At 70.2% G+C, this 22,117-nt stretch carries 18 protein-coding genes, 1 rRNA gene, 1 pseudogene and 1 riboswitch; of the genes and pseudogenes, 5 read left to right on the top strand and 15 right to left on the bottom strand.

All coding sequences use genetic code 11. The annotated features are described in order from the left end of the window. Positions 1 to 55: 55 nt before the first annotated feature. The 3 genes from AB0412_RS03730 to AB0412_RS03720 all read right to left on the bottom strand — a co-directional run bounded on the left by AB0412_RS03730 (position 56) and on the right by AB0412_RS03720 (position 3,240). Positions 56 to 820: a carbohydrate ABC transporter permease gene (locus tag AB0412_RS03730; protein ID WP_366401484.1), complete on the bottom strand. Its 765-nt coding sequence runs from the start codon at positions 818 to 820 to the stop codon at positions 56 to 58. A 122-nt stretch (positions 821 to 942) separates the two neighbouring features. Beyond that, the gene (locus AB0412_RS03725; RefSeq protein ID WP_366400831.1) at positions 943 to 1,941 is read right to left on the bottom strand and encodes a sugar ABC transporter permease; all 999 of its coding nucleotides are present in this window, start codon (positions 1,939 to 1,941) and stop codon (positions 943 to 945) included. A gap of 6 nt (positions 1,942 to 1,947) precedes the next feature. Further along, positions 1,948 to 3,240, bottom strand: coding sequence for an extracellular solute-binding protein (locus AB0412_RS03720; RefSeq protein ID WP_366400830.1), 1,293 nt, complete (start codon positions 3,238 to 3,240; stop codon positions 1,948 to 1,950). A 292-nt stretch (positions 3,241 to 3,532) separates the two neighbouring features. Between AB0412_RS03720 and AB0412_RS03715 the strand changes: the two genes are divergently transcribed. The 4 genes and pseudogenes from AB0412_RS03715 to AB0412_RS03700 all read left to right on the top strand — a co-directional run. Further along, on the top strand, positions 3,533 to 3,928 hold the full coding sequence (locus tag AB0412_RS03715) for a helix-turn-helix transcriptional regulator (protein ID WP_366400829.1): 396 nt from the start codon (positions 3,533 to 3,535) through the stop codon (positions 3,926 to 3,928). 199 nt (positions 3,929 to 4,127) lie between these two features. Beyond that, on the top strand, positions 4,128 to 4,943 hold the full coding sequence (gene modA, locus AB0412_RS03710) for a molybdate ABC transporter substrate-binding protein (protein WP_366400828.1): 816 nt from the start codon (positions 4,128 to 4,130) through the stop codon (positions 4,941 to 4,943). Next, entirely contained in the window at positions 4,940 to 5,797 is an 858-nt protein-coding gene (modB, locus tag AB0412_RS03705) for a molybdate ABC transporter permease subunit (protein WP_366400827.1), read from the top strand. The genes modA and modB overlap by 4 nt, the downstream gene beginning before the upstream one ends. A 465-nt stretch (positions 5,798 to 6,262) precedes the next feature. Further along, positions 6,263 to 7,297 (top strand): annotated as a pseudogene (locus AB0412_RS03700) (ABC transporter ATP-binding protein); the annotation flags it as partial. Positions 7,298 to 7,357: 60 nt separating this feature from the next. On the opposite strand, the gene gcvP reads toward AB0412_RS03700, so the two are convergent. Continuing rightward, positions 7,358 to 10,243 (bottom strand): aminomethyl-transferring glycine dehydrogenase, encoded by a 2,886-nt coding sequence (gene gcvP / locus AB0412_RS03695; RefSeq protein ID WP_366400826.1) that lies wholly within the window; start codon positions 10,241 to 10,243, stop codon positions 7,358 to 7,360. A gap of 173 nt (positions 10,244 to 10,416) precedes the next feature. Next, positions 10,417 to 10,512, bottom strand: a riboswitch (glycine riboswitch). Positions 10,513 to 10,626: 114 nt separating this feature from the next. On the opposite strand from gcvP, the gene AB0412_RS03690 reads away from it, so the two are divergent. After that, positions 10,627 to 11,001 (top strand): PRC-barrel domain-containing protein, encoded by a 375-nt coding sequence (locus AB0412_RS03690; RefSeq protein WP_366400825.1) that lies wholly within the window; start codon positions 10,627 to 10,629, stop codon positions 10,999 to 11,001. Positions 11,002 to 11,510: 509 nt separating this feature from the next. Here the strand turns inward: AB0412_RS03690 and AB0412_RS03685 are convergent. From AB0412_RS03685 to rrf, 11 genes are all read right to left on the bottom strand, one after another. Beyond that, the gene (locus AB0412_RS03685; RefSeq protein ID WP_366400824.1) at positions 11,511 to 12,923 is read right to left on the bottom strand and encodes a DNA polymerase IV; all 1,413 of its coding nucleotides are present in this window, start codon (positions 12,921 to 12,923) and stop codon (positions 11,511 to 11,513) included. Between the two features lie 121 nt (positions 12,924 to 13,044). Continuing rightward, on the bottom strand, positions 13,045 to 13,728 hold the full coding sequence (locus tag AB0412_RS03680; protein WP_366400823.1) for a MerR family transcriptional regulator: 684 nt from the start codon (positions 13,726 to 13,728) through the stop codon (positions 13,045 to 13,047). A 190-nt stretch (positions 13,729 to 13,918) separates the two neighbouring features. Then, positions 13,919 to 14,392, bottom strand: a complete 474-nt coding sequence (locus AB0412_RS03675) for a bifunctional nuclease family protein (protein ID WP_026253112.1) — start codon at positions 14,390 to 14,392, stop codon at positions 13,919 to 13,921. 83 nt (positions 14,393 to 14,475) lie between these two features. Beyond that, a complete protein-coding gene (locus tag AB0412_RS03670) occupies positions 14,476 to 15,216 on the bottom strand; it encodes a MerR family transcriptional regulator (protein ID WP_366400822.1) in 741 nt (246 codons plus the stop codon). Between the two features lie 39 nt (positions 15,217 to 15,255). Further along, complete coding sequence (locus tag AB0412_RS03665; RefSeq protein ID WP_366400821.1) at positions 15,256 to 16,188, bottom strand: FHA domain-containing protein; 933 nt, start codon at positions 16,186 to 16,188, stop codon at positions 15,256 to 15,258. A gap of 61 nt (positions 16,189 to 16,249) precedes the next feature. Beyond that, on the bottom strand, positions 16,250 to 17,170 hold the full coding sequence (locus tag AB0412_RS03660) for a DUF881 domain-containing protein (protein WP_366400820.1): 921 nt from the start codon (positions 17,168 to 17,170) through the stop codon (positions 16,250 to 16,252). Positions 17,171 to 17,175: 5 nt separating this feature from the next. Further along, positions 17,176 to 17,508 (bottom strand): small basic family protein, encoded by a 333-nt coding sequence (locus AB0412_RS03655; protein WP_003988855.1) that lies wholly within the window; start codon positions 17,506 to 17,508, stop codon positions 17,176 to 17,178. Continuing rightward, positions 17,505 to 18,410 carry a DUF881 domain-containing protein gene (locus AB0412_RS03650; RefSeq protein ID WP_366400819.1) on the bottom strand — a complete coding sequence of 302 codons (906 nt, stop codon included), beginning with the start codon at positions 18,408 to 18,410 and terminating at the stop codon, positions 17,505 to 17,507. The genes AB0412_RS03655 and AB0412_RS03650 overlap by 4 nt, the downstream gene beginning before the upstream one ends. A gap of 111 nt (positions 18,411 to 18,521) precedes the next feature. Then, positions 18,522 to 21,017: a mannose-1-phosphate guanyltransferase gene (locus AB0412_RS03645; protein WP_366400818.1), complete on the bottom strand. Its 2,496-nt coding sequence runs from the start codon at positions 21,015 to 21,017 to the stop codon at positions 18,522 to 18,524. A 115-nt stretch (positions 21,018 to 21,132) separates the two neighbouring features. Next, positions 21,133 to 21,741 carry a CDP-alcohol phosphatidyltransferase family protein gene (locus AB0412_RS03640; protein WP_366400817.1) on the bottom strand — a complete coding sequence of 203 codons (609 nt, stop codon included), beginning with the start codon at positions 21,739 to 21,741 and terminating at the stop codon, positions 21,133 to 21,135. Between the two features lie 110 nt (positions 21,742 to 21,851). Next, positions 21,852 to 21,968: ribosomal RNA gene (rrf, locus tag AB0412_RS03635) — 5S ribosomal RNA — on the bottom strand. Between the last annotated feature and the right edge of the window lie 149 nt (positions 21,969 to 22,117).

Genomic DNA, 22,117 nt, shown 5'->3' with positions numbered 1-22,117 from the left:
CAGGTGTGAGCCGTACGTTCCGTGCGGGAAGTGAGCCGTGCGTCGCGGGCGCCGGTCATCCCTTCGTCGCGCCCGCGGTGAGGCCGCCGACGAGCTGCCGCTCGGCGACCGAGTAGAAGGCGAGCGCGGGGACCATGGCCAGGACCAGGTACGCGAAGACCCGCGCGGTGTCCGCCGAGTACTGCCCCTGGAACTGCTGGACGCCGATCGGGATGGTCCACCACGTGGACTCGGTGAACACCAGCAGCGGCAGGAAGAAGTTGTTCCAGCTGGTGACCACGGCGAGCACCGACACCGTGCCGAGTGCCGGCCGCGCCATGGGCAGCAGCACCTTCCAGAAGAAGGCGAGCGGGCCGCAGCCGTCGAGCGTCGCCGCCTCCTCCAGCTCCCCCGGGATCTGCCGGAAGAAGCCCCGCAGGATGATGATCGTCATCGGCAGTCCGAAGGCGGCCTGCGGCAGGATCACCCCGAGCGGGTTGTCCAGCAGCCCCATCGCCCGCAGCAGCAGGAACAGCGGCAGGGCGGCCACCGCGAAGGGGAACATGAGCCCCATCGTGAACAGCGTGAACAGCACCTCCCGCCCCCGGAAGGCGAACCGCGCGAAGGAGAAGGCCGCCAGCGCCGACACCGCGACCACGATCAGTGCGGTGGCCACCGCGATGAGCGTGCTGTTGCCGACCAGCCGCCAGAAGTCCGTGGAGGCGAGGATGTCCGTGTAGTTGGATCCCACCCACGGGTCGGGCAGCCCGACGGGGTTGCTCGACAGCTGGTCGGTGGACTTGAACCCGGACAGCACCGCGTACAGCAGCGGCACGGCCATGACCGCGCCGACGACGATCAGTACGACGTGCAGCGGCAGTGTCCGCGGGAACCTGCCGCGCCGGGGCCCGGACCGGGGTTCGGTGAGCGTGGCCGCGTTCCGCTTGTCCGTGTCGGTGAGGGTCACTTGGCGCCTCCTCGCATGGTCGTGGTGGCCCCCTCCAGGTCCCGGCGCAGGACGAACCGCTGGTAGGCGAGGGCGAAGACGAGGCTGATGCCGAACATGACCACGCTGATCGCGCTGGCGTAGCCGACCTGGTAGCGCTTGAAGCCGTACTGGAACATGGTCACGGCCATCGTCTCGGAGTGGTGGTCGGGGCCGCCCTGGGTGATCACCCAGACCAGGTCGAAGAGCTGGATGGCCCCGATGACCGACAGGAACACGCTGATCCGCAGGGTGGGCGCGAGCAGCGGCAGGGTGACGTTGCGGAACCGCTGCCAGGGGCCCGCCCCGTCGATCAGTGCCGCCTCGGTCAGCTCCTTCGGGATGGACTGGAGTCCGGCCAGGTAGAGCATCATGTGGAAGCCGAAGTACTTCCACGTCATGACCAGGAACAGGGTCGCCATCACCATGTCGGGATCGGCGAACCACTCACCGCCGACCCCCTCCAGACCGACCTTGCCCAGGACCTGGTCGGCGAGACCGTCGCCCGGGGCGAAGATCATGGCGAACAGCACACCGGTGATGGCCTCGGACAGCACGTACGGGGCGAAGAACAGCATCCGGTACACCGCCCGGCCGCGCATCCGCTGGTTCAGCAGCACGGCGAGGGCGAGCGCGAACGGCAACTGGACGACGAGCGACAGCGCGACGAGCAGGAAGCACCGCCACAGGTCGCCCAGGAACACCGGGTCCTTGAACAGCCGGGTGAAGTTGTCGGCGCCTATGTAGTCGGACGGCATGCCGAAGCCGCCCCACCGGAAGAAGGCGGCGTACACGGCGAACAGGATCGGCAGCAGCACCAGCACGCCGAACAGCACCAGAGCGGGCAGCTGGAAGCCGACCGCGGTGAGCCAGTTCCGTGTGCGCTGCCGCCTGCGCCCGCGCACCGCGGCACGGGGCGAGGGCGGCGGTCCCGTCGGGGGGCCGGTTCGTTTGTCCGGCAGGTAGGTGGAGGTCATCGCCGGCTACTGCTCTTCCTTCGCGGCCTTCGTGATCGACTCGGCGACCTGCTCGGGCGACTTGGAGCCGGCGATGAGCGCTCCGACGGAGTCGTTGACCTCCTGGCCGACGGCAGGGGCGTAGGCCTGGTCGAGGTAGAGCTGGAAGCCGGTGGTGCTCTTGAGCTGCTTCTGCACGGCCTGGAGGTTGGGGTCGGTGAGGGCCGCCTCGGCCGCCGGGACGACGGGCAGGACGCCGGTCTTCTTGACGAGTTCGCGGTCCGTGGTCTCGGAGGCGAAGAACTTCAGGAAGTCGACGGCGGCCTGGGGCGCGCCGCGGCGCAGCGCGTGTCCGCCGCCTCCGCCGAAGACCTCGGTGATGGTGCCCTTGCCGCCCTCGACCGCCGGGAACGGGAAGAAACCGAGGTCGTCGCCGAGCCCCTTGCCGGCGTCGGCCTGCACCACGGGGGCCCACTGGCCCATGAGTTCCATCGCCGCCCTGCCGTTGCCGACGCTCGCGGCCTGGCCGGTGGGCGTGGAGTAGGCGGCGCCGAGGAAGCCCTTCTGGAACGGCTTCAGGGCGACGAGTTCCTTCAGGTGTTCGCCGGCCTGGACGAACCCGGGGCCGGTGAAGTCCTTGTCCGCGTCGGCCTTCGCCATCGCGTCGATGCCGGCGGTGCGCATCGCCAGGTACGCCCAGTAGTACATGCCGGTCCACGTCTCCTTGCCGGCCAGGGCGATGGGCGTGACGCCGGCGGACTTCAGCTTCGTCACGGCGTCGAGGAAGCCGCTCCAGGTGGTCGGGGGCTCGCTGATCCCGGCCTTCTTGAAGAGCGCCTTGTTGTACCAGAAGCCGACCATGCCGATGTCGAACGGGATGCCGTAGAGCTTTTCGTCGATCAGGTACGGCTCCTTGGCGACGGGCAGCAGGCCGGTGGCGAAGTCCTGGGTGCGCTCGGTGAGGTCCTCGACCAGACCGGCGTCGACCTGCTGCTTGAGCACACCGCCGCCCCAGGTGTGGAAGATGTCCGGCAGCTTCCCGGAGGAGGTCAGCGCGGTCATCTTCGACTTGTAGGCGTCGTTCTCGAGCTGAACGATCTTTACCTTGACCTTGGGGTTCTGCGCCTCGAACTTCTTGGCCAGAGCGGCCCAGACGTCCTTCGTGGGCTGCGTGGTGGAGATGTTCCACCACTCGATCGTGGTCGTCCCCGACGACCCTCCGTCCGAGTCGCCGCCACAGCCGCTCAGTGCCGTGATGCCCAGGCCGGCCGCGGCGGAGGCCGCCAGGAAGCCGCGGCGGGACAGTGCCGGGTCGCCCATGTCATGCGCTCCTTGGGTACGGGGTGGACGTCGCCACGTCCACCCGCGGGATCGAAAGTTTCGGAAGAGATCCAGAAACATGCGTTGTTGCCGCACCCTAGAGACAGCCACCAAACGGTGGCAACCCCTTGTACGCGGTGAATCTGCGGCCAGCGCGCCTGGCACCCGGCGCATGCGAGCGCGGGAGGGGCGAAACTTTCGGATCTTCGACCGAACGTTACGTTCAGGCACCGGGAAACCGAGGCTCAGCGCCGGGCGGGCAGTCCGGCGCCCCCGGCCTATCGTGATCGGCATGCAGTCCTACACGATCGGCCAGGCAGCGCGACTGCTCGGCGTCAGCCCGGACACCGCCCGCCGCTGGGCCGACGCGGGCCGGATCACCACCCACCGCGACGACAGCGGGCGTCGCCTCGTCGACGGCCGCGACCTGGCCGCCTTCTCGGTCGAACTCGCCAAGTCGACCGCCGCCGAGGAGGGCACCCCGTACACCTCCGCCCGCAACGCCTTCCCCGGCATCGTCACGGCGATCAAACTCGGCGACGTCGCCGCCCAGGTGGAGATCCAGGCCGGCCCGCACCGGCTCGTCTCCCTGCTGACCCGGGAGGCCGTCGAGGAACTGGGCCTGGAGGTCGGCATGGAGGCCACCGCCCGCGTGAAGTCGACAAACGTTCATATCGACCGCACCTGACGATCGAGCCCGCTTGACGGAGCGCACCCGACGGAGTCCGCCTTCCGTGCGAACGCACATGCAAGCACTGCCAACACAGCCACCTCGCTCATGCGATACGACAAGGGACTTCTGCCTGGCAAATGCGCCAGTATGATCGGCAGTACCGGAAGGGCGCGGTGCTGCCCTTCCTCCGGCAGCCACGAGGAGCGACACCGAGATGACCCGTTCAGCGCACCGGACCCGTCGGCCCCTTCGGATCGCCGGTGCCGGAGCCGTGGCACTGCTGGTGCTGAGCGCCTGTGCCGATTCCGACGCGGACGCGGAGGCCGGGCCGTCAGGGTCGTCAGGGAACGACATCAGCGGCACGGTCACGGTGTTCGCCGCCGCCTCGCTCAAGGAGAGCTTCACGAAGCTGGGCGAGCGGTTCGAGAAGGAGCACCCGGGGACGAAGGTCTCCTTCAACTTCAGCGGCAGTGACAGCCTGGCCGCCAGCATCACGAGCGGGGCTCCGGCGGACGTCTTCGCGGCCGCCAGCACGAGGACGATGAAGGTCGTCACGGACGACGGCGCCGCGGCCGGCACACCGGCCACATTCGTCCGCAACCGTCTGCAGATCGCCACCCTGCCGGGCAACCCTGAGGGGATCGAGTCCCTCAAGGACCTGACGGCCTCGGGTCTGAAGGTCGTGCTGTGCGACAAGGAGGTGCCGTGCGGCTCGGCCGCGCAGACCGCCCTGACCGCCGCCGGGGTCGAGCTGACGCCGGTCTCCTACGAGCAGGACGTCAAGGGCGCCCTGACGAAGGTCCAGCTGAAGGAGGCCGACGCCGCCCTCGTGTACCGCACGGATGTGAAGGCGGCCGGTGACAAGGTGGAGGGCGTGGATTTCCCGGAGTCGGCGAAGGCCGTCAACGACTACCCGATCGCCCGGCTCGAGGACGCGCCGAACCCGTCGGGGGCCCAGGCGTTCATCGAGCTGGTGCGGTCGCCCGAGGGCCGGCAGGTCCTGACCTCGGCGGGCTTCCTCAAGCCATGACCAAGGCCAGCCCGACCGGCACGGCGGACCGGAGCGACCCGCGGCGGTCCGCTGCCCGCACGCCCTCGACCGCCCGCCGCCGGGCCCCGCTCCCCCTCCTCGTCCCCGCCCTGCTCGGCCTGGCGTTCCTCCTGGTCCCCCTGCTCGCCCTGCTCCTGCGGGCACCCTGGCGGAGCCTGCCGGAGCAGCTGACGAGCCCGGAGGTCTGGGAGGCGCTGCGGCTCTCCCTCGTCTGCGCCACGGCGGCGACGGCGTTGAGCCTGGTCGTCGGCGTCCCCCTGGCATGGCTGCTGGCCCGCACGGAGTTCCGCGGCCGTGGACTGGTCCGCGCCCTGGTGACACTCCCCCTGGTGCTGCCGCCGGTGGTCGGCGGTGTCGCCCTGCTGCTCGCCCTGGGCCGCAACGGGGTCGTCGGCCAGTGGCTGGACGAGTGGTTCGGCATCACCCTGCCCTTCACCACCACCGGCGTCATCCTCGCCGAGACGTTCGTGGCGATGCCGTTCCTCGTGATCAGCGTGGAGGGCACGCTGCGGGCCGCCGACCCGCGCTACGAGGAGGCCGCCGCCACCCTCGGCGCCTCCCGCTTCACCGCGTTCCGCCGGGTCACCCTGCCCCTGATCGCCCCCGGCATCGCCGCCGGGTCCGTCCTGGCCTGGGCCAGGGCCCTCGGCGAGTTCGGCGCGACCATCACCTTCGCCGGCAACTTCCCGGGCCGCACCCAGACCATGCCCCTCGCGGTCTACCTGGCCCTCCAGAACGACCCGGCCGCGGCCATCGCCCTCAGCCTGGTCCTGCTGGCGGTGTCCATCGCCGTACTGGCCGGCCTCCGCGACCGCTGGATGAGAACGGCCTGACCGATGCCCGAGCCCCGCAGGACACCTCGCCCCGACGAACGCACGACCGCGCCGGAGCCGACGACGGCCACCGACCCCACCACCGCCTCCGAGCCGACGACGGCCACGCCCGCGCCCCCGCCCCAGCCCTCGGCCACCCCCACGTCGGCGACCGGCCCGACAACCACCGATCCGACAGCCACCGGCCCGACAGCCACCGGCCCGACAACCACCGATCCGACAACCACCGGCCCGACAACCACCGATCCGACAGCCACCGGCCCGACAGCCACCGATCCGACAGCCACCGGCCCGACAGCCACCGGCCCGACAGCCACCGATCCGACAGCCACCGATCCGACAGCCACCGGCCCGACAGCCACCGATCCGACAGCCACCGGCCCGACAGCCGCCAGCCGCCCGGCAGCCACCGGCCCGTCAGCCGCCAGCCGCCCGGCAGCCACCGATCCGGCCACCCAGGCCGTCGGCCTCGATGCGCGGCTCGTCGTCGATCGCGGCCGGTTCCGGCTCGACATCGTCCTCACCGCCGCCCCCGGCGACGTCGTCGCCCTGCTCGGGCCGAACGGTGCCGGGAAGACCACGGCCCTGCGTGCCCTCGCCGGTCTGACCCCGCTCACCGACGGCCATCTGCGGCTCGACGGTGCCGATCTGCGGCGCATGCCGCCCGAGTCCCGCCCGGTCGGTGTCGTCTTCCAGGACTATCTGCTCTTCCCGCACCTGACCGCCCTCGACAACGTCGCCTTCGGCCCACGCTGCCGGGGCGCCGGCAAGGCGGAGGCGCGTGCCCGGGCCGCCGAGTGGCTGGACCGCATGGGACTGGCCGAGCACGCGAACGCCAAGCCCCGGCGCCTCTCCGGCGGCCAGGCCCAGCGCGTGGCCCTCGCCCGCGCCCTGGCCACCCACCCCCGGCTGCTGCTCCTCGACGAGCCACTCGCCGCCCTGGACGCCCGGACCCGCCTGGAGGTGCGCGCCCAGCTCCGTCGCCACCTCGCCGCGTTCGAGGCCGTCGCCGTCCTGGTCACCCACGACCCGCTGGACGCCATGGTGCTGGCCGACCGTCTCGTCGTCGTGGAGGACGGCCGCATCGTGCAGGAGGGCACGCCCTCCGACATCGCCCGCCACCCTCGCACCGAGTACATCGCCCAGCTCGTCGGCCTGAACCTCTACCGCGGGCAGGCCGACGGCCACACCGTACGGCTCGACGCGGGCCCCGCCATCGCGACGACGGAGGAGCTGACCGGCCCGGCCTTCGTGGCGTTCCCACCCGGCGCGGTGACCCTGTTCCGCGACCGCCCCACCGGCTCCAGCGCCCGCAACCTGTGGCGCTGCGAGGTCGCCGGCCTCGAGACCCACGGCGATCAGATCCGCGCCGAACTCACCGGCGAACTCGCCCTGGCCGCCGACCTCACCACGGTCGCCGCCGCCGAGCTCGACCTGCATCCGGGCGCCACGGTGTGGGCGGCGGTCAAGGCGGCCCAGACGCACGCGTACCCGGCGTGAACGGCGAAGGGCTCCGCCCGGCCGCACGGCCGAAGCGGAGCCCTTCCGACTCCTTGAGGCTCAGTCCTCGTACGCGTCCAGCGGCGGGCACGAGCAGACGAGGTTCCGGTCGCCGAAGGCCTGGTCGATGCGGCGCACCGGCGGCCAGTACTTGTCGGCGGCGCTCACCCCGCCCGGGAACACGGCCTCCTCGCGGCTGTACGCGTGCTCCCAGTCCCCGCCGAGCATGGCCGCCGTGTGCGGGGCGCCCCGCAGCGGGTTGTCGTCCGCGGGCCACTCGCCCGAGCCGACCTTCTCGATCTCGGCCCGAATCGCGATCATCGCCTCGCAGAACCGGTCCAGCTCGGTCAGGTCCTCGGACTCGGTCGGCTCGATCATCAGCGTCCCGGCCACGGGGAACGACATGGTGGGCGCGTGGAAGCCGTAGTCGATCAGCCGCTTGGCCACGTCGTCCACGCTCACACCGGTCGCCTTGGTCAGCGGACGCAGGTCGATGATGCACTCGTGCGCGACCAGCCCGCCGGGGCCGGTGTACAGCACCGGGTAGTGCGGCTCGAGGCGCTTGGCGATGTAGTTGGCGCTGAGCACCGCCACCTGCGTGGCCCGCTTCAGCCCCTCACCGCCCATGAGCCGGACGTACGCCCACGAGATCGGCAGGATGCCCGCCGAGCCCCACGGCGCCGCCGAGATCGGCCCCACACCGGTCTCCGGCCCGGCCTCGGGCTGGAGCGGGTGGTTCGGCAGGTACGGCGCCAGGTGCGCCCGCACGCCGACCGGGCCGACGCCGGGGCCGCCACCGCCGTGCGGGATGCAGAAGGTCTTGTGCAGGTTCAGGTGCGAGACGTCGCCGCCGAAGTGCCCCGGCTTGGCGAGCCCCACCAGCGCGTTGAGGTTGGCGCCGTCCACGTACACCTGACCGCCGGCCTCGTGGACCTGCGCGCAGATGTCGGCGACGTGCTCCTCGAACACACCGTGCGTCGACGGGTACGTGATCATCAGCACCGACAGCTCGTCACGGTACTGCTCGATCTTGGCCCGCAGGTCCTCGACGTCGATCTCGCCGTCCTCGGCGGTCTTCACGACGACGACCTTCATGCCGGCCATCACCGCGCTGGCGGCGTTCGTGCCGTGCGCGGAGGACGGGATGAGGCAGACGGTGCGCTGCTCGTCCCCGTTGGCCCGGTGGTAGCCGCGGACGGCGAGCAGGCCGGCCAGCTCGCCCTGCGACCCGGCGTTGGGCTGCAGCGACACCTTGTCGTACCCGGTGACCTCGGCGAGCCGCTCCTCCAGCTCACGGATGAGCGTGAGGTAGCCCGCGGCCTGCTCGGCGGGCGCGAAGGGGTGCAGCTGCCCGAACTCGGGCCAGGTGACCGGCTCCATCTCGGTGGTCGCGTTGAGCTTCATCGTGCAGGAGCCCAGCGGGATCATGCCGCGGTCCAGCGCGTAGTCGCGGTCGGAGAGGCGGCGCAGGTAGCGCAGCATCGCGGTCTCGGAGCGGTGCTGCTGGAAGACGGGATGGGTCAGGTACTCGTCGGTGCGCAGCAGGGCGTCCGGCAGCGTGTCCTGCGCGGTGGCGTCCAGGGCGTCGATGTCGCCCTCGGCGCCGAAAGCGCTCCACACGGCGGCGAGCATGGCCCGGTTCGTGGTCTCGTCGCAGGCGACCGACACGTGGTCGGCGTCCACGAGCCGCAGGTTGACGCCGTTGTCCCGCGCGGCGGCGACGACGTCGGCGGCCCGGCCGGGCACCCGCACGGTCAGCGTGTCGAAGTACGCGCCGTGGACGATCTCGGCACCGCCCGCGCGCAGCCCCTCGGCGAGGATCGTCGCGTAGCGGTGGGTGCGCCGCGCGATGGTCCGCAGGCCCTCCGGCCCGTGGTAGACGGCGTACATCCCGGCCATGACGGCGAGCAGCACCTGGGCGGTGCAGATGTTGCTGGTGGCCTTCTCACGGCGGATGTGCTGCTCACGGGTCTGCAGGGCCAGCCGGTAGGCCCGGTCCCCGTCCGCGTCCACGGAGACTCCGACGAGCCGCCCGGGCAGGCTGCGCGCCATCTTCTCCTGCACGGCCATGTAGCCGGCGTGCGGTCCGCCGAAGCCCATCGGCACACCGAAGCGCTGCGTCGTACCGACCGCGATGTCCGCACCGAGCTCGCCGGGCGACTTCAGCAGGGTGAGCGCGAGCAGATCGGCGGCCACGGTGACGAGCGCGCTGAGCTCGTGCGCCTGGTCGATCACCGGCTTGATGTCGCGTACGGCGCCGGAGGCGCCCGGGTACTGGATCAGCACGCCGTTGATCTCACGCCCGGCGACCTCGGCGGGGATGCCCTCGCTCAGGTCGGCGACGACGACTTCCACACCGGTCGGTTCGGCGCGGGTCTGGATCACGGCGATGGTCTGCGGCAGCGCGTCCGCGTCGACCAGGAACAGGCCCTTCTTGTTCTTGCCCATGCGGCGGGACAGCGCCATCGCCTCGGCGGCGGCGGTGCCCTCGTCGAGGAGGGAGGCCCCGGAGGTCGGCAGGCCGGTGAGCTCGGCGACCATCGTCTGGAAGTTCAGCAGCGCCTCGAGCCGGCCCTGCGAGATCTCCGGCTGGTACGGCGTGTAGGCCGTGTACCAGGCCGGGTTCTCCATCACGTTCCGCAGGATCACGGGCGGGGTGAAGGTCCCGTAGTACCCCAGCCCGATCATGGAGCCGAGCACCTCGTTGCGGTCGGCGAGCTCGCGCAGCTCGGCCAGCACCTCGGCCTCGGTGCGCGCGCCCGGCAGATCCAGCGCGTCGGCGTTCTTGATCACATCCGGCACCGCGGCGGCCGTCAGCTCGTCGAGCGAGCCGTATCCGACCTGGGCGAGCATCTTGGCCCGCGCTTCCTGGTCGGGGCCGATGTGGCGCTGCTCGAAGGGCGTTCCCTGTTCGAGCTCGGAGAGCGGAGTGCGATGGGCGGTCATGCGGAGGCCTCCTGGTCTGACGACCTTCGAGGGGCACCACGGCGCGGGTACCCGGACGGCCTCCCCCTCTGTCATCTCAACCTGAGAGCTTCACCGGATCGCCGTAAGGGACCCGGCTTTCACCGTCGGTGAGAGCGGAAGCCGTGAACACCCGCCCTGCTTTCCAGAGTGACCTCGTCCGTGCGGTACGTGGGCCTGAGAGATTCCGGGGAGGATTTGCTCCTTCGGCGCCTCCGATGGTGCCTGGAGGACTCTCCCGCACGGGGTCAGCAGCCGTTTGCCAGCGTACCAGCGAGGGCAAGGCACGGACTTTCGAGTGGCCGCTCCACCGTTTGTGCCCTTTTGTGGTACTTACGGATGAGTTTGCGACCAGTGGAGGGCCCGTGGAGACCGACATCGATCCGCGCAACCTGATCGGCCGCAAGGCGTTCGACCGCAACGGCACCCGCATCGGCACGATCGACGAGGTGTACCTCGACGACGCCACCGGTGTCCCGGAGTGGGCGGCGATACGCACCGGCCTGTTCAGCAGGGACGCGTTCGTCCCCCTCGAACCGAGCGAACTGATCGACGGCGCCCTCCACGTCCCGTTCGACCGGGCCCTGATCAAGGACGCCCCGGACTTCGGCGTCGGCCGCCATCTCTCCCCGGAGCAGGAGCTCCAGCTCTACCACCACTACGGCCTGGACGTCGCCGCCCCACCCCCGCTCAGAGACCACGACTTCGGCGACTTGGCCGGCAAGGACAAACAGCCCTGACCCTCCGGGCCCCCGCCAGCCCGCCATCACGCCCACCCCGCGCTCAGCCGCGCCACAGTCCCGCCCACCCCACCCATCACGCCGATCCCACGGGCAGCCGTGCCGCAGGCTCGCTCACCCACCCCCACCCTCCGGCCCACAGTCCAGCCACAGGCTCGCCCACGGCCCAGCTCGACCATCCCGCGACCAGCCGCGCCGCAGGCCCAGCCAGCCGACCCAGCCCGCCCACCCCGTCCATCCCGCGGGCCGTCGCGCCGCAGGCCCAGCCAGCCACCCCACCCAGCCCGACCATCCCGCGACCAGCCGCACAGGCGACCAGCCAGCCGACCCAGCCACCCAGCCCGACCATCCCGCGGGCCGTCGCGCAGGCGCCCAACCAGCAGACCCAGCCCGCCCACCCCGTCCAGCCCGCGGGCAGTCGTGCCGCAAGTCGGCACGGGTGGGCGCGGACGGCACCCCGTCAGCGCCGGGCTGCGCGACCCACCCCCGGCCCGCCCTCCCTACCTGGCTCATCGACCGACCGCCCCCGAGCCACAGGTACCGGCGCCCGAATGGCCCAGCCCCTCTCCACCGCTCCCTTCGGTTCTTCGCGCCACCAGCGGCAGCGGCTCCGCCGGCTCCAGATCCGGGTCGTCCACACGGAAGGTCCTCACACGCCCCGGCGCCGAATCGGGGGTCTCGAAGCGCACCGTGACCCGCCCCAGCCCACTCCCCTGCACCCACCCGTACCCGTACTCCGCGTGCCGCACATCATGCCCCGCAGCCCAGCGCCGCTCGGCCGGCGCCGACTCCACCTCGGCGGCCTCGACCTCGGCCTCCTCGCCACCACCCGGCGTGTCCTCACCCTCCCCGGCCGCCTGCGCGAACAGATCCTCCTGCGTGTAGTCGGCCAGCCCGCTCACCCCCACACCCAGCAGCCGCACCCCACCCGTCGTGTCCACCGACTCCAGCAGCCGCGCCGCCGCCTCCCGCACCACCGCCGGATCGTCCGTGGGCCCCCGCAGCGTCTCCGACCGCGTGAGCGTCGAGAAGTCGTACCGCCGCACCTTCAGCACGATGGTCCGCCCGGACAACCCCGCCCCACGCAGTCTGCGCACACACCGGTCGGCGAGCCTGCGCACCTCCATCCCGACCCGCACCCGGTCGTGGATGTCCACGTCGTACGTGTCCTCGACCGACACGGACTTCGCCTCCCGCTCGGCCACCACGGGCCGCTCGTCCCGCGCCAGCGCCATCGCGTACAGCGCGTGCCCGTGGGCCTTGCCGAGCAGCCGTACGAGCTCGTCCTCCCCCGCCTCGGCGAGCTCGTCGACCGTGTGGATCCCGGCCCGCCGCAGATGATCGCCGGTGGCCGGTCCGACCCCCGGCAGCGTGCGCACCGACAGCGGTCCCAGCAGGGCCCGCTCGGTCCCCGGCTCGATCAGTACCAGCCCGTCCGGCTTGGCCTGCTCGGACGCGATCTTCGCCAGCATCTTGGAGGCCGCGAGCCCGACCGACCCGGTGAGTCCCGTGACGGCCCGGATGTCCGCGCGCAGCTTCGTCCCGGCCAGACGGGCCGAGCGCTCGTCCCAGGCCGCCCCGCCGGCCTCCAGGTCCACGAACGCCTCGTCCAGGCTGAGCGGCTCCACCAGCGGTGACAGCGCCCGCAGCAACGCCATCACCTGCTCGCTGATCGACCGGTACAGCGCGAACCGCGGCACGAGATACGCGGCGTGCGGCGCCAGCCGCCGCGCCTGCGCCATGGGCATCGCCGAATGCACCCCGAACACCCGGGCCTCGTAGGAGCAGGTGGCGACCACACCACGCGGCCCCAGCCCGCCCACGATCACGGCCTTTCCGCGCAGGCTCGGCTTGGACGCCTGCTCCACCGAGGCGAAGAAGGCATCCATGTCGAGATGCAGGATCGTAGGCGCGGACCTCACATCTCCGATGCTGCCCTACACCACTGACAATGCCTCGCCGCAACGTACCGGCAGGGCGCCGCAGCGTACCGCCGGGCCATGCCCCTCTCAGCCGGTGCCCTCAGCCCCCAGCCAGGCGCCCTCAGACCGCCCGGTTCCGCCGCCGCGCCAGTTCGTCCGCCGGGTTGTGCCCGACCAGCGTCTCGCCCGTGTCGATGCGCTCCCCGTGCAGCTGCGAGAGCGCGCTCTCGACGTCCCGCCACACCACGCCCACGGCGATGCCGAAGATCCCCTGGCCGCCCTGGAGCAGCGCGTGCACCTCGTCCGGCGAGGTGCACTCATACACCGTGGCGCCGTCGCTCATCAGCGTCATGCGCTCCAGGTCACGAAAGCCGCGCTCGCGCAGGTGCTGCACGGCGGTGCGGATGTTCTGCAGCGACACACCGGTGTCGAGGAAGCGCTTGACGATCTTCAGGACGACGACGTCCCGGAAGCTGTAGAGCCGCTGCGTCCCCGACCCGTAGGCGGGCCGCACGCTCGGTTCGACGAGCCCGGTGCGGGCCCAGTAATCGAGCTGCCGATAGGTGATGCCCGCGGCCGCACAGGCCGTGGGCCCTCGATAGCCGATCTGCTCGGACGCCATGGACGCCGCCCCTCCGCTGTCCGGCACGGGTGTCGGCCGCTGCGGAGCGTGATCGGCGGCGCTGCTCTGGGCGGGGTAGCCCAGGTTCGACCGGAGCCGAGAGCTGGGGGGAGGGTACGGCCCGCCCGCCCCGAGACTCCGCCCGGGGGCACCCCCCGCCGTACCGTCGCCGCTGCTTCTCACGCCGACCTCCGTCCTTGACCTGCCTCCTCGACGGTAGGCAGTCACCAAGGGTGCGTCAACGATCGCCACACTCGGCACGCCGAGTGATAATCACCCTAAGAGTGGTTTCCCGTACCCCTTCGCGGGGAAAGGCTAGCCGAATGGCCTCCGTGCGAGCCGCGTGGCGCTACTGCTCCTCAGCGACCGCCGGTCACTGACTGCTGGTCCCGAAGTCCTCCGGCGAGATCTGGTCGAGGAACTCGCGGAACTTCTCCACCTCGTCCTCCTGCTCGTCCGGGATGGCGATACCGGCGTCGTCGAGCACCGTGTCGCTGCCGTAGATCGGCGTTCCGGTGCGCAGCGCCAGCGCTATGGCGTCGGACGGCCGGGCACTCACCTCCACCCCGCTGGCGAACACCAGCTCCGCGTAGAAGACGCCCTCACGCAGGTCCGTGATGCGCACTTCCGTGAGCTCCTGGCCGACGGCCTCCAGCACGTCCTTGAACAGGTCGTGGGTCAGCGGCCGTGCGGGAGCCATGCCCTGCTGGGCGAAGGCGATGGCCGTCGCCTCCCCCGGTCCGATCCAGATGGGGAGGTAACGGTCCCCTCCCACTTCACGCAACAGCACGATCGGTTGGTTGGAGGGCATTTCGACCCGGACACCTACGACATCGAGCTCGTTCACACAGCAACCCTAGGCTGTGCTCGGGACGTTTGGGTAGTCGGGCCGGGAACGGGTGGCCGATCCGGTCGCCGGAGACGCTCCGATCAGGGCAGGCGCACCCCGAGCGCCGTCTGCACCAGCGCGGCGTGCAGTTTCACCGTCAGCCCGGCCAGCTCCTTCGTACGGGCCTCGGCATGCGCCCTGGTCTGCGGGTTCCGGTGGCGCTTGAGCGGGGCGACGACCTGTTCCACCAGGCCGGCCTCCCGGTCGGCGGCCGCCTTCATGGCCCTCAGATGCCGGGGCTCGATCCCGAACCGGCCCAGCTCGGTGACGAGCCCGGCGACGGTGACCGCCTCGGCGTCGTAGACGCCGTCCTCCACCTGGGTGAGCAGCCCGTACGACTCCCACTCCGCGAGCTCCCGCTCGTCGATGCCGGCGGCCGCGAGCAGCTGGTCACGCCCGATACGGGCGGCGGTGGGCGCGTCCGACGGCGGCTCGCCGCCGGCGTCCGCGTCGCGCTGACGCCCGACCACCGGCAGCTGGACGCTCTCGCCCCGCTCCATGGCCTCCAGATGCTCACGGATCACCTTGAGCGGCAGGTAGAGGTCCCGCTGCATCCTGAGCACATGGCCGAGGCGCTCGACATCGGCGGCGCTGAACTTGCGGTACCCCGAGGGGGTCCGCTGCGGCTCGATCAGCCCCTCCGACTCCAGAAAGCGGATCTTGGAGATCGTGACTTCGGGGAACTCCTCGCGCAGCACGTTGAGCACCGTGCCGATGCTCATCAGTCCGGTCTCCGGTGCGGCGGTACCGTGCCCGGCACCGCCGCTCGGTGTGTGAAGCATGGGCCTTCCCTCGGGTCCCCGGTCGGCGTCCGGGGAGGGTCAGTAGCCCCGCTGGCTCGCGTAGAAGACCAGCCGGTACTTGCCGATCTGCACCTCGTCGCCGTTGGACAGGGCGACCTGGTCGATCCGCTCGCGGTTGACGTACGTGCCGTTCAGGCTGCCCACGTCCGCGACCGTGAACGAGCCGTCCGGGCTGCGACGGAACTCCACGTGCCGCCGGGAGACCGTCACGTCGTCCAGGAAGATGTCGCTCTGCGGATGGCGCCCCGCCGTGGTCAGATCGCCGTCGAGCAGGAAACGGCTGCCCGAGTTCGGCCCGCGACGCACGACCAGCAGCGCGGAACCCACGGGCAGCGCGTCGACGGCCGCCTGCGCCTCGGGGGACAGCGTCGGCACCGGCGTCTGCCCGGTGGCCTCGGCGTCGTAGGCCTCGATACCGGAGATGGAAATGGTGGACGTCGTCTCGGACGAGCGCTCCGGGGCGACTCCCGGCCTCAGCGGCGCGCCGCAGTTGGAGCAGAAGCGGCTGTTCTCCGCGTTGCGGTTACCGCACCTCGTACACACCAGGGCCGACATGGACGGATCCTCCTGCCGCGGCTGCCCACCGGGGGCATGGGACGCGTACGGGTCCGAAAAGTCTCCACCCGTACCTGAGGTTGACGGTTGTCCGAAACCTATGCCGCCCTGCTGGGCAGGGTCAACCGACGGCGCGCCCTGACCGCCGACCTCGTCCCGGAACAGCGGACGCTGCCCCTCCGCGTCAGGCTGTGCGCGATGACGAGCGGTCGCGTTGTCGCTGCCCTCTCGCGCGCTCTTGCCGAACAACTTCGCAAACAACTTCACGGGCGATTCCCCTTGACCGAAACAGACCCGCCCGTGGGGCAGGACGAACCCTGACTGAACACACTGACCGACCCGGACATCCTCACAACGTCCGTATCCACCAGACAGTTTCCACCACGCACCACCCAATCGGTGCGCCGACCCCCCGCAACCTCATGCCCTCGCCGGACGTCCCCCATGCACCCCCGGTTCACTGGGAGGACGACCGAGCGTAGTCAGGCCGCTTCGCCACTCGCAAGGCATCCACGACGATCTTGGTCGACCTTTCCACGGCTACGGTGGCCTGTTCCTTCTCGAGCGTCTGCACCACGCCTCCGGGAATGTTGAGCGCCGGCTCCAGGTCCTGCGGCTTGCCGATGACCTTGAAACGATAGGGCGCGGTGATCTTGTTCCCGTCGACGCTCACTCCGTTGCCGGAATCCGACAGATAGGTGTTGGCGACGACCCGCACTCCGTTCACCTGGATCGCCTCGGCACCGGCCGCGCGCAGCTCCTGGATGGCGTCGAGCAGCATGTCCGCCTCGACCGTCCCCTTCGTGTCCTCGATGGTCATCGTGATGCCGGGGCCCTGCGCGGCCACGGTGCCCGCGAGCACGCCGAGTTGCCGTTGCTTCTCGGCCGTCTGCCTGCGGGCCTCCTCGGCCTGGTCGGAACTGTTCTCCAGCTCCTCGCGCTGTTGCTCGAGTCCCTGCTTCTCGTCCTCAAGACGCTGCGTGCGGTCGTCGAGTTCATCGAGAATGCGCACCAGGTCTTCCTGACGTGCTCCGCGCAGGGCGCTGTCACTGTCGCTGTTGGAGGCCACCTGGACCGCAAGCCCGAAGCCTAGGCCGAACAGCAGCAACGCCACGATCAGTTGGGCCCGGGTGACCCGCGGCGGCCACAGCCCCTTGATCAGCCGCTGCCGCCCGGTGAGCCGAGGCTCCGCGTCCTGTTCGGGTGCCTCCTCCGCGGATGCCGCGGCGTCGGCCGGCACCTCGTCCGGCAGTTCCTTGCGCAGGCCGCCCGCGGACGCGGCCGCGGGTGCAGGTTCAGCCGCAGGCCCGGTCTCGGCCGCCCGCTCGGGTGTCGCCTGCTCGCGTTCGCTGTCGTTCGCGTGCTCGTGCTCGCTCATCGGCCTCACGCCCGGAACACGTGCCGGCGGATCGCCGCGGCGTTGGAGAAGATGCGGATGCCGAGGACGACGACCACACCGGTGGACAGCTGCGCCCCCACGCCCAGCTTGTCGCCGAGGAACACGATCAGCGCGGCCACGACCACGTTCGACAGGAACGACACCACGAAGACCTTGTCGTCGAAGATCCCGTCGAGCATGGCCCGCAGCCCGCCGAAGACGGCGTCGAGCGCCGCCACCACGGCGATCGGCAGATACGGCTCGACGACGGCCGGAACCTCGGGCCGGACCAACAGGCCGGCCACGACTCCCACGACGAGGCCCAGTACGGCGATCACGATGTGCCCTTCTCAGATATCGGCTGTGCAGTTCGTACGATCACACTCGGTGCGGCGGGCAGCCGGAGGTCGTCCTCCACCGAGATGGCGGTCCGGATGCCGTAGTTCTCCTGCAGGGCATGCAGATACAGCCCGTCCGCGCTGTTCTGGAACCGGTCGCTGAGACCCTGGCCGTCCCCCACCGCGAGCACCGTGTACGGCGGCACCAGCGGTCTGTTGTCGACCAGTATCGCGTCTCCCGCCGCCCTGATCGCCGACAGGGCGGTCAGCCGCTGCCCGTTGATCGAGATCGCTTCGGCGCCGGACTCCCACAGGCCGTTGACCACCCGCTGCATGTCACGGTCGCGGACCCGTCCCGTGTCGGAGAACCCGGAGGTCGAACGCGGATCGCCGTCCCCGCCCGCGCTCGTGTCCTTGGCGTCGTCGACCACGAGCTTCAGCCCCGGGCCCTGTACCGCCACGGCGCCCGACAGGATCCCCACCAGCTCGGACCGCTCGCTGCCGCCGCCGTGCCCGATCGCCTCGCGCTGCCGGGCGCTGACGTCCGCACGCAGCTCGTCCACCTGGTCCTCGAGCCGGTCGGCGGCCTCGGTCTCCCGGTCGATCCGGTCGATCAGCTCCTCGCGCTCCTTGGCGACGACGGGAGCGGCCACCCGCGCCTGAGCCGCCCCGACCGTCACGACCAGCGCGGCGAGCACCAGCCCCACCGCGAGACCCAGCTTGGCCCTGAGGGTTTTCGGCAGACCGCCCTCACCGTCGGCCTTCTTCCGCGCGGCGGCCTCGGCGTATCCGTCGTCGAGGCTGTGGTCCATGACGTTGGTGAGCAACGACATCGACGCATCCGGGCGTGGGAGCCGCTGAGGAGTGCTCCGAACGGGGGGTTGCTGCGGCATGCCGCACATCGTCGCACGCCGCGCCCACTGCCTTCGAACGGCCCTGCCCGCGCGCCGGACAGGCCCCTGTGGGGAGGCATGTCCGGCACGCGGGCCTACCGCTCGTACACGGTCCCGCGGCTAGCGTCCCGCGCTGTCCACGACCGCCGACCACTCGTCGAGCAGCGCCTGAGCGGAGGCGTCGTCGGGCCCTTCGGCCCACAGGTGCGTGACCGCCTCGGCGGGGTCGGGCAGCACCATCACCCAGCGACCGTCGGTCTCCACCACCCGCACACCGTCGGTGGTGTCCACGAAGCGGTCTCCGGCCGCCTCGACGACCCGCCGCATCACCAGACCCTTGACGGCCCACGGCGTCGCCAGGTCCCGCTTGATCACATGCGCCCGCGGGATACGGGCGTCGATCTGGCTGAGGGTGAGCTGCGTCCGCGCGACCAGCCCGATGAGCCGTACGAAGGCCGCGGTGCCGTCGTAGACGCTGCTGAACTCGGGGACGATGAAACCGCCCTTGCCGTCACCGCCGAAGATCGTGCCTTCCTCACCGCCCACGCGCGTGAGATCGTCCGGAGACGTCGTGGTCCACTCGACCTGCGTGCCGTGATACGCGGCCACCTGCTCGGCGATCCTGGTGGTGGTCACCGGAAGCGCGACGCGGCCGCTGCGCCGCTCGGCCGCGATCAGGTCGAGCATCACCAGCAGGGCCCGGTCGTCCTCGATGATCCGCCCCTTCTCGTCGACGAGGGACAGCCGCTCACCGACGGGGTCGAATCGCACGCCGAACGCGGCACCGGACGACGCCACGATCTCCCCGAGCCGCACCAGCCCCGAGCGCCGTATGTCGGCCGTCTCGGTCGGCCGGGACTCGTCGAGCCCGGGATTGATGGTCAGTGAGTCCACGCCGAGCTTGCCCAGCAGGCTCGGCAGTACCAGACCGGCACTTCCGTTGGACGCGTCGACGACCACCTTCAGCCCGGACTCCGCGATCCCGGTGATGTCGACGTTCCGCAGCAGCGACCCGGTGTACGAGTCGAAGACGCTCGCCGGGAAGTGCAGGTCACCGATCTCACCGGGGAACGCGCGCCGGTACTCCTGCCGCGCGAACACCCGGTCCAGCTTGCGCTGGCTGGCCTGGGAGAGGTCGGCGCCCTGCCCGTCGAAGAACATGATGTCGACGGAGTCCGGCACCCCCGGCGTGGTCCGGATCATGATGCCGCCGGCACTGCCCCGCGCGGTCTGCTGCCGGGCCACGGGCAACGGCACGTTCTCCAGGTCGCGTACGTCGATGGCGCTCGCCTGCAGCGCGGAGATGACCGCCCGCTTCAGCGCACGCGCACCTCGGGAGTGGTCGCGGGCCGTGGTGACGGTCGAGCCCTTCTTCAAAGTCGTCGCGTAGGCGCCGGCCAGCCGCACCGCGAGTTCGGGGGTGATCTCGACGTTCAGGATGCCGGAGACACCGCGGGCGCCGAAGAGATGCGCCTGCCCTCTGGACTCCCAGATCACCGAGGTGTTGACGAAGGCACCGGCCTCGATGGTCTTGAACGGGTAGACGCGGACATTGCCCTGGACGATCGATTCCTCACCGATCAGGCACTCGTCACCGATGACAGCGCCGTCCTCGATCCGCGCCGCCCGCATGACATCGGTGTTCTTGCCGAGCACGCAGCCCCGCAGATTGCTGTGCGGGCCCACGTACACGTTGTCGTGCACGACGGCCTTGTGGAGAAAGGCCCCGCTCTTCACCACGACGTTGGAACCGACGACCGTGTGCTCGCGGATCTCGGCGCCGGCCTCGACCTTGGCGTAGTCGCCGATGTACAGCGGCCCGCGCAGCACGGCATCGGGATGCACCTCGGCCCCCTCGGCCACCCACACGCCCGGAGAGATCTCGAAGCCGTCGATGTCGACGTCGACCTTGCCCTCCAGGACGTCGGCCTGCGCCTTCACATAGCTCTCGTGCGTGCCGACGTCCTCCCAGTAGCCCTCGGCGACATAGCCGTAGATCGGCTTGCCCTCCTTCATCAGCTGCGGGAAGACGTCACCGGACCAGTCGACGGGCACATCGGGTTCGACGTAGTCGAAGACCTCGGGCTCCATCACGTAGATGCCGGTGTTCACGGTGTCCGAGAAGACCTGCCCCCAGGTCGGCTTCTCCAGGAAGCGCTCGACCTTTCCTTCCTCGTCCACGATGGTGATGCCGAACTCCAGCGGATTCGGCACACGGGTCAGGCAGACCGTGACCAGCGCACCCTTTTCCTTGTGGAAATTGATGAGCTCGGTGAGGTCGAAGTCGGTCAGCGCATCGCCGGAGATGACGAGAAAGGCATCGTCCTTCAGGGCCTCCTCGGCGTTCTTGACGCTTCCGGCGGTACCGAGTGGCTTCTCCTCATTGGCATAGGTGAGCTCCATCCCGAGCTCCTCGCCGTCACCGAAATAGTTCTTGACGAGCGACGCCAGGAACTGGACGGTCACGACGGTTTCGTTGAGCCCATGCTTTTTGAGCAGCCGCAGAACGTGCTCCATGATCGGCCTATTGGCCACCGGCAGGAGCGGCTTGGGCATGCTTGAGGTCATGGGGCGCAGGCGCGTGCCTTCGCCCCCGGCCATCACGACGGCCTTCATGTCGGAAGCGTCCTCCTCGAAGAGACGACGGTCTAGCCGACTTCACCCGCCAGGATTGTCCCGCACTTTTTCCCTGCGGGCCATCGCGCCGCCATGCGCGTGCCAATCAGCGAGTTCAATCGGCCATGGTGTCCGCACGGACCAGACGGCGGACTTGGACCACGTAGAGGACTCCTGCCCACCAATACAGCGTTGTACCCCATCCGGCGAACGCCCATCCGAAAATAGCAGCGAGTGACGCGATCCAGCCAGTTCCGTCACTGAGCAGGAGGAGCGGGAACGCATACATCAGGTTGAAGGTGGCTGCCTTGCCGAGGAAGTTCACCTGGGGCGGCGGATAGCCGTGCCGCCTGAGGATGCCCACCATCACCAGCAGAACCAGCTCCCGCGCGAGCAGCACGCAGGTCAGCCAGAGAGGCAGAATCTCGCGCCAGGTGAGACCCACCAAAGTCGAGAGAATGTAGAGCCGGTCGGCCGCTGGATCAAGGAGCCGGCCCAGGCTGCTGATCTGATTCCATCGCCGCGCGAGCTTGCCGTCCAGGTAGTCACTGACACCGCTGAGGGCCAGGACCAGCAGGGCCCAGCCGTCGCTCTTGGGGCCGCCGAACTCGGGCCGGAGGATCAGCCACAGGAAGAGGGGGACGCCGACGAGCCGCGCCATGCTGAGGATGTTCGGGATGGTGAGGACACGGTCCGTCTGGACGCGAGTCTCCTGGACCTCCACCCGGGGGCCTCCTGTGGGGAAACGAGCCAACGATGCTCCCTGACCTTACCTCAACGCAAAAAAGCTCTGGCTCTCGGGCTGCACGCCCAAGAGCCAGAGCTCTAAAAGGAGTTCGGCGGCGTCCTACTCTCCCACAGGGTCCCCCCTGCAGTACCATCGGCGCTGTAAGGCTTAGCTTCCGGGTTCGGAATGTAACCGGGCGTTTCCCCTACGCTATGACCACCGAAACACTATGAAACAAACAACAACCGGCACATTGGTTGTTCGTGGTTTCAGAACCAACACAGTGGACGCGAGCAACTGAGGACAAGCCCTCGGCCTATTAGTACCGGTCACCTCCACCAGTTACCTGGCTTCCAGATCCGGCCTATCAACC

This window comes from Streptomyces sp. NPDC052012 (assembly GCF_040689265.1).
Taxonomy (GTDB): domain Bacteria; phylum Actinomycetota; class Actinomycetes; order Streptomycetales; family Streptomycetaceae; genus Streptomyces.
This window is presented reverse-complemented; position numbering and strand designations above follow the sequence as displayed.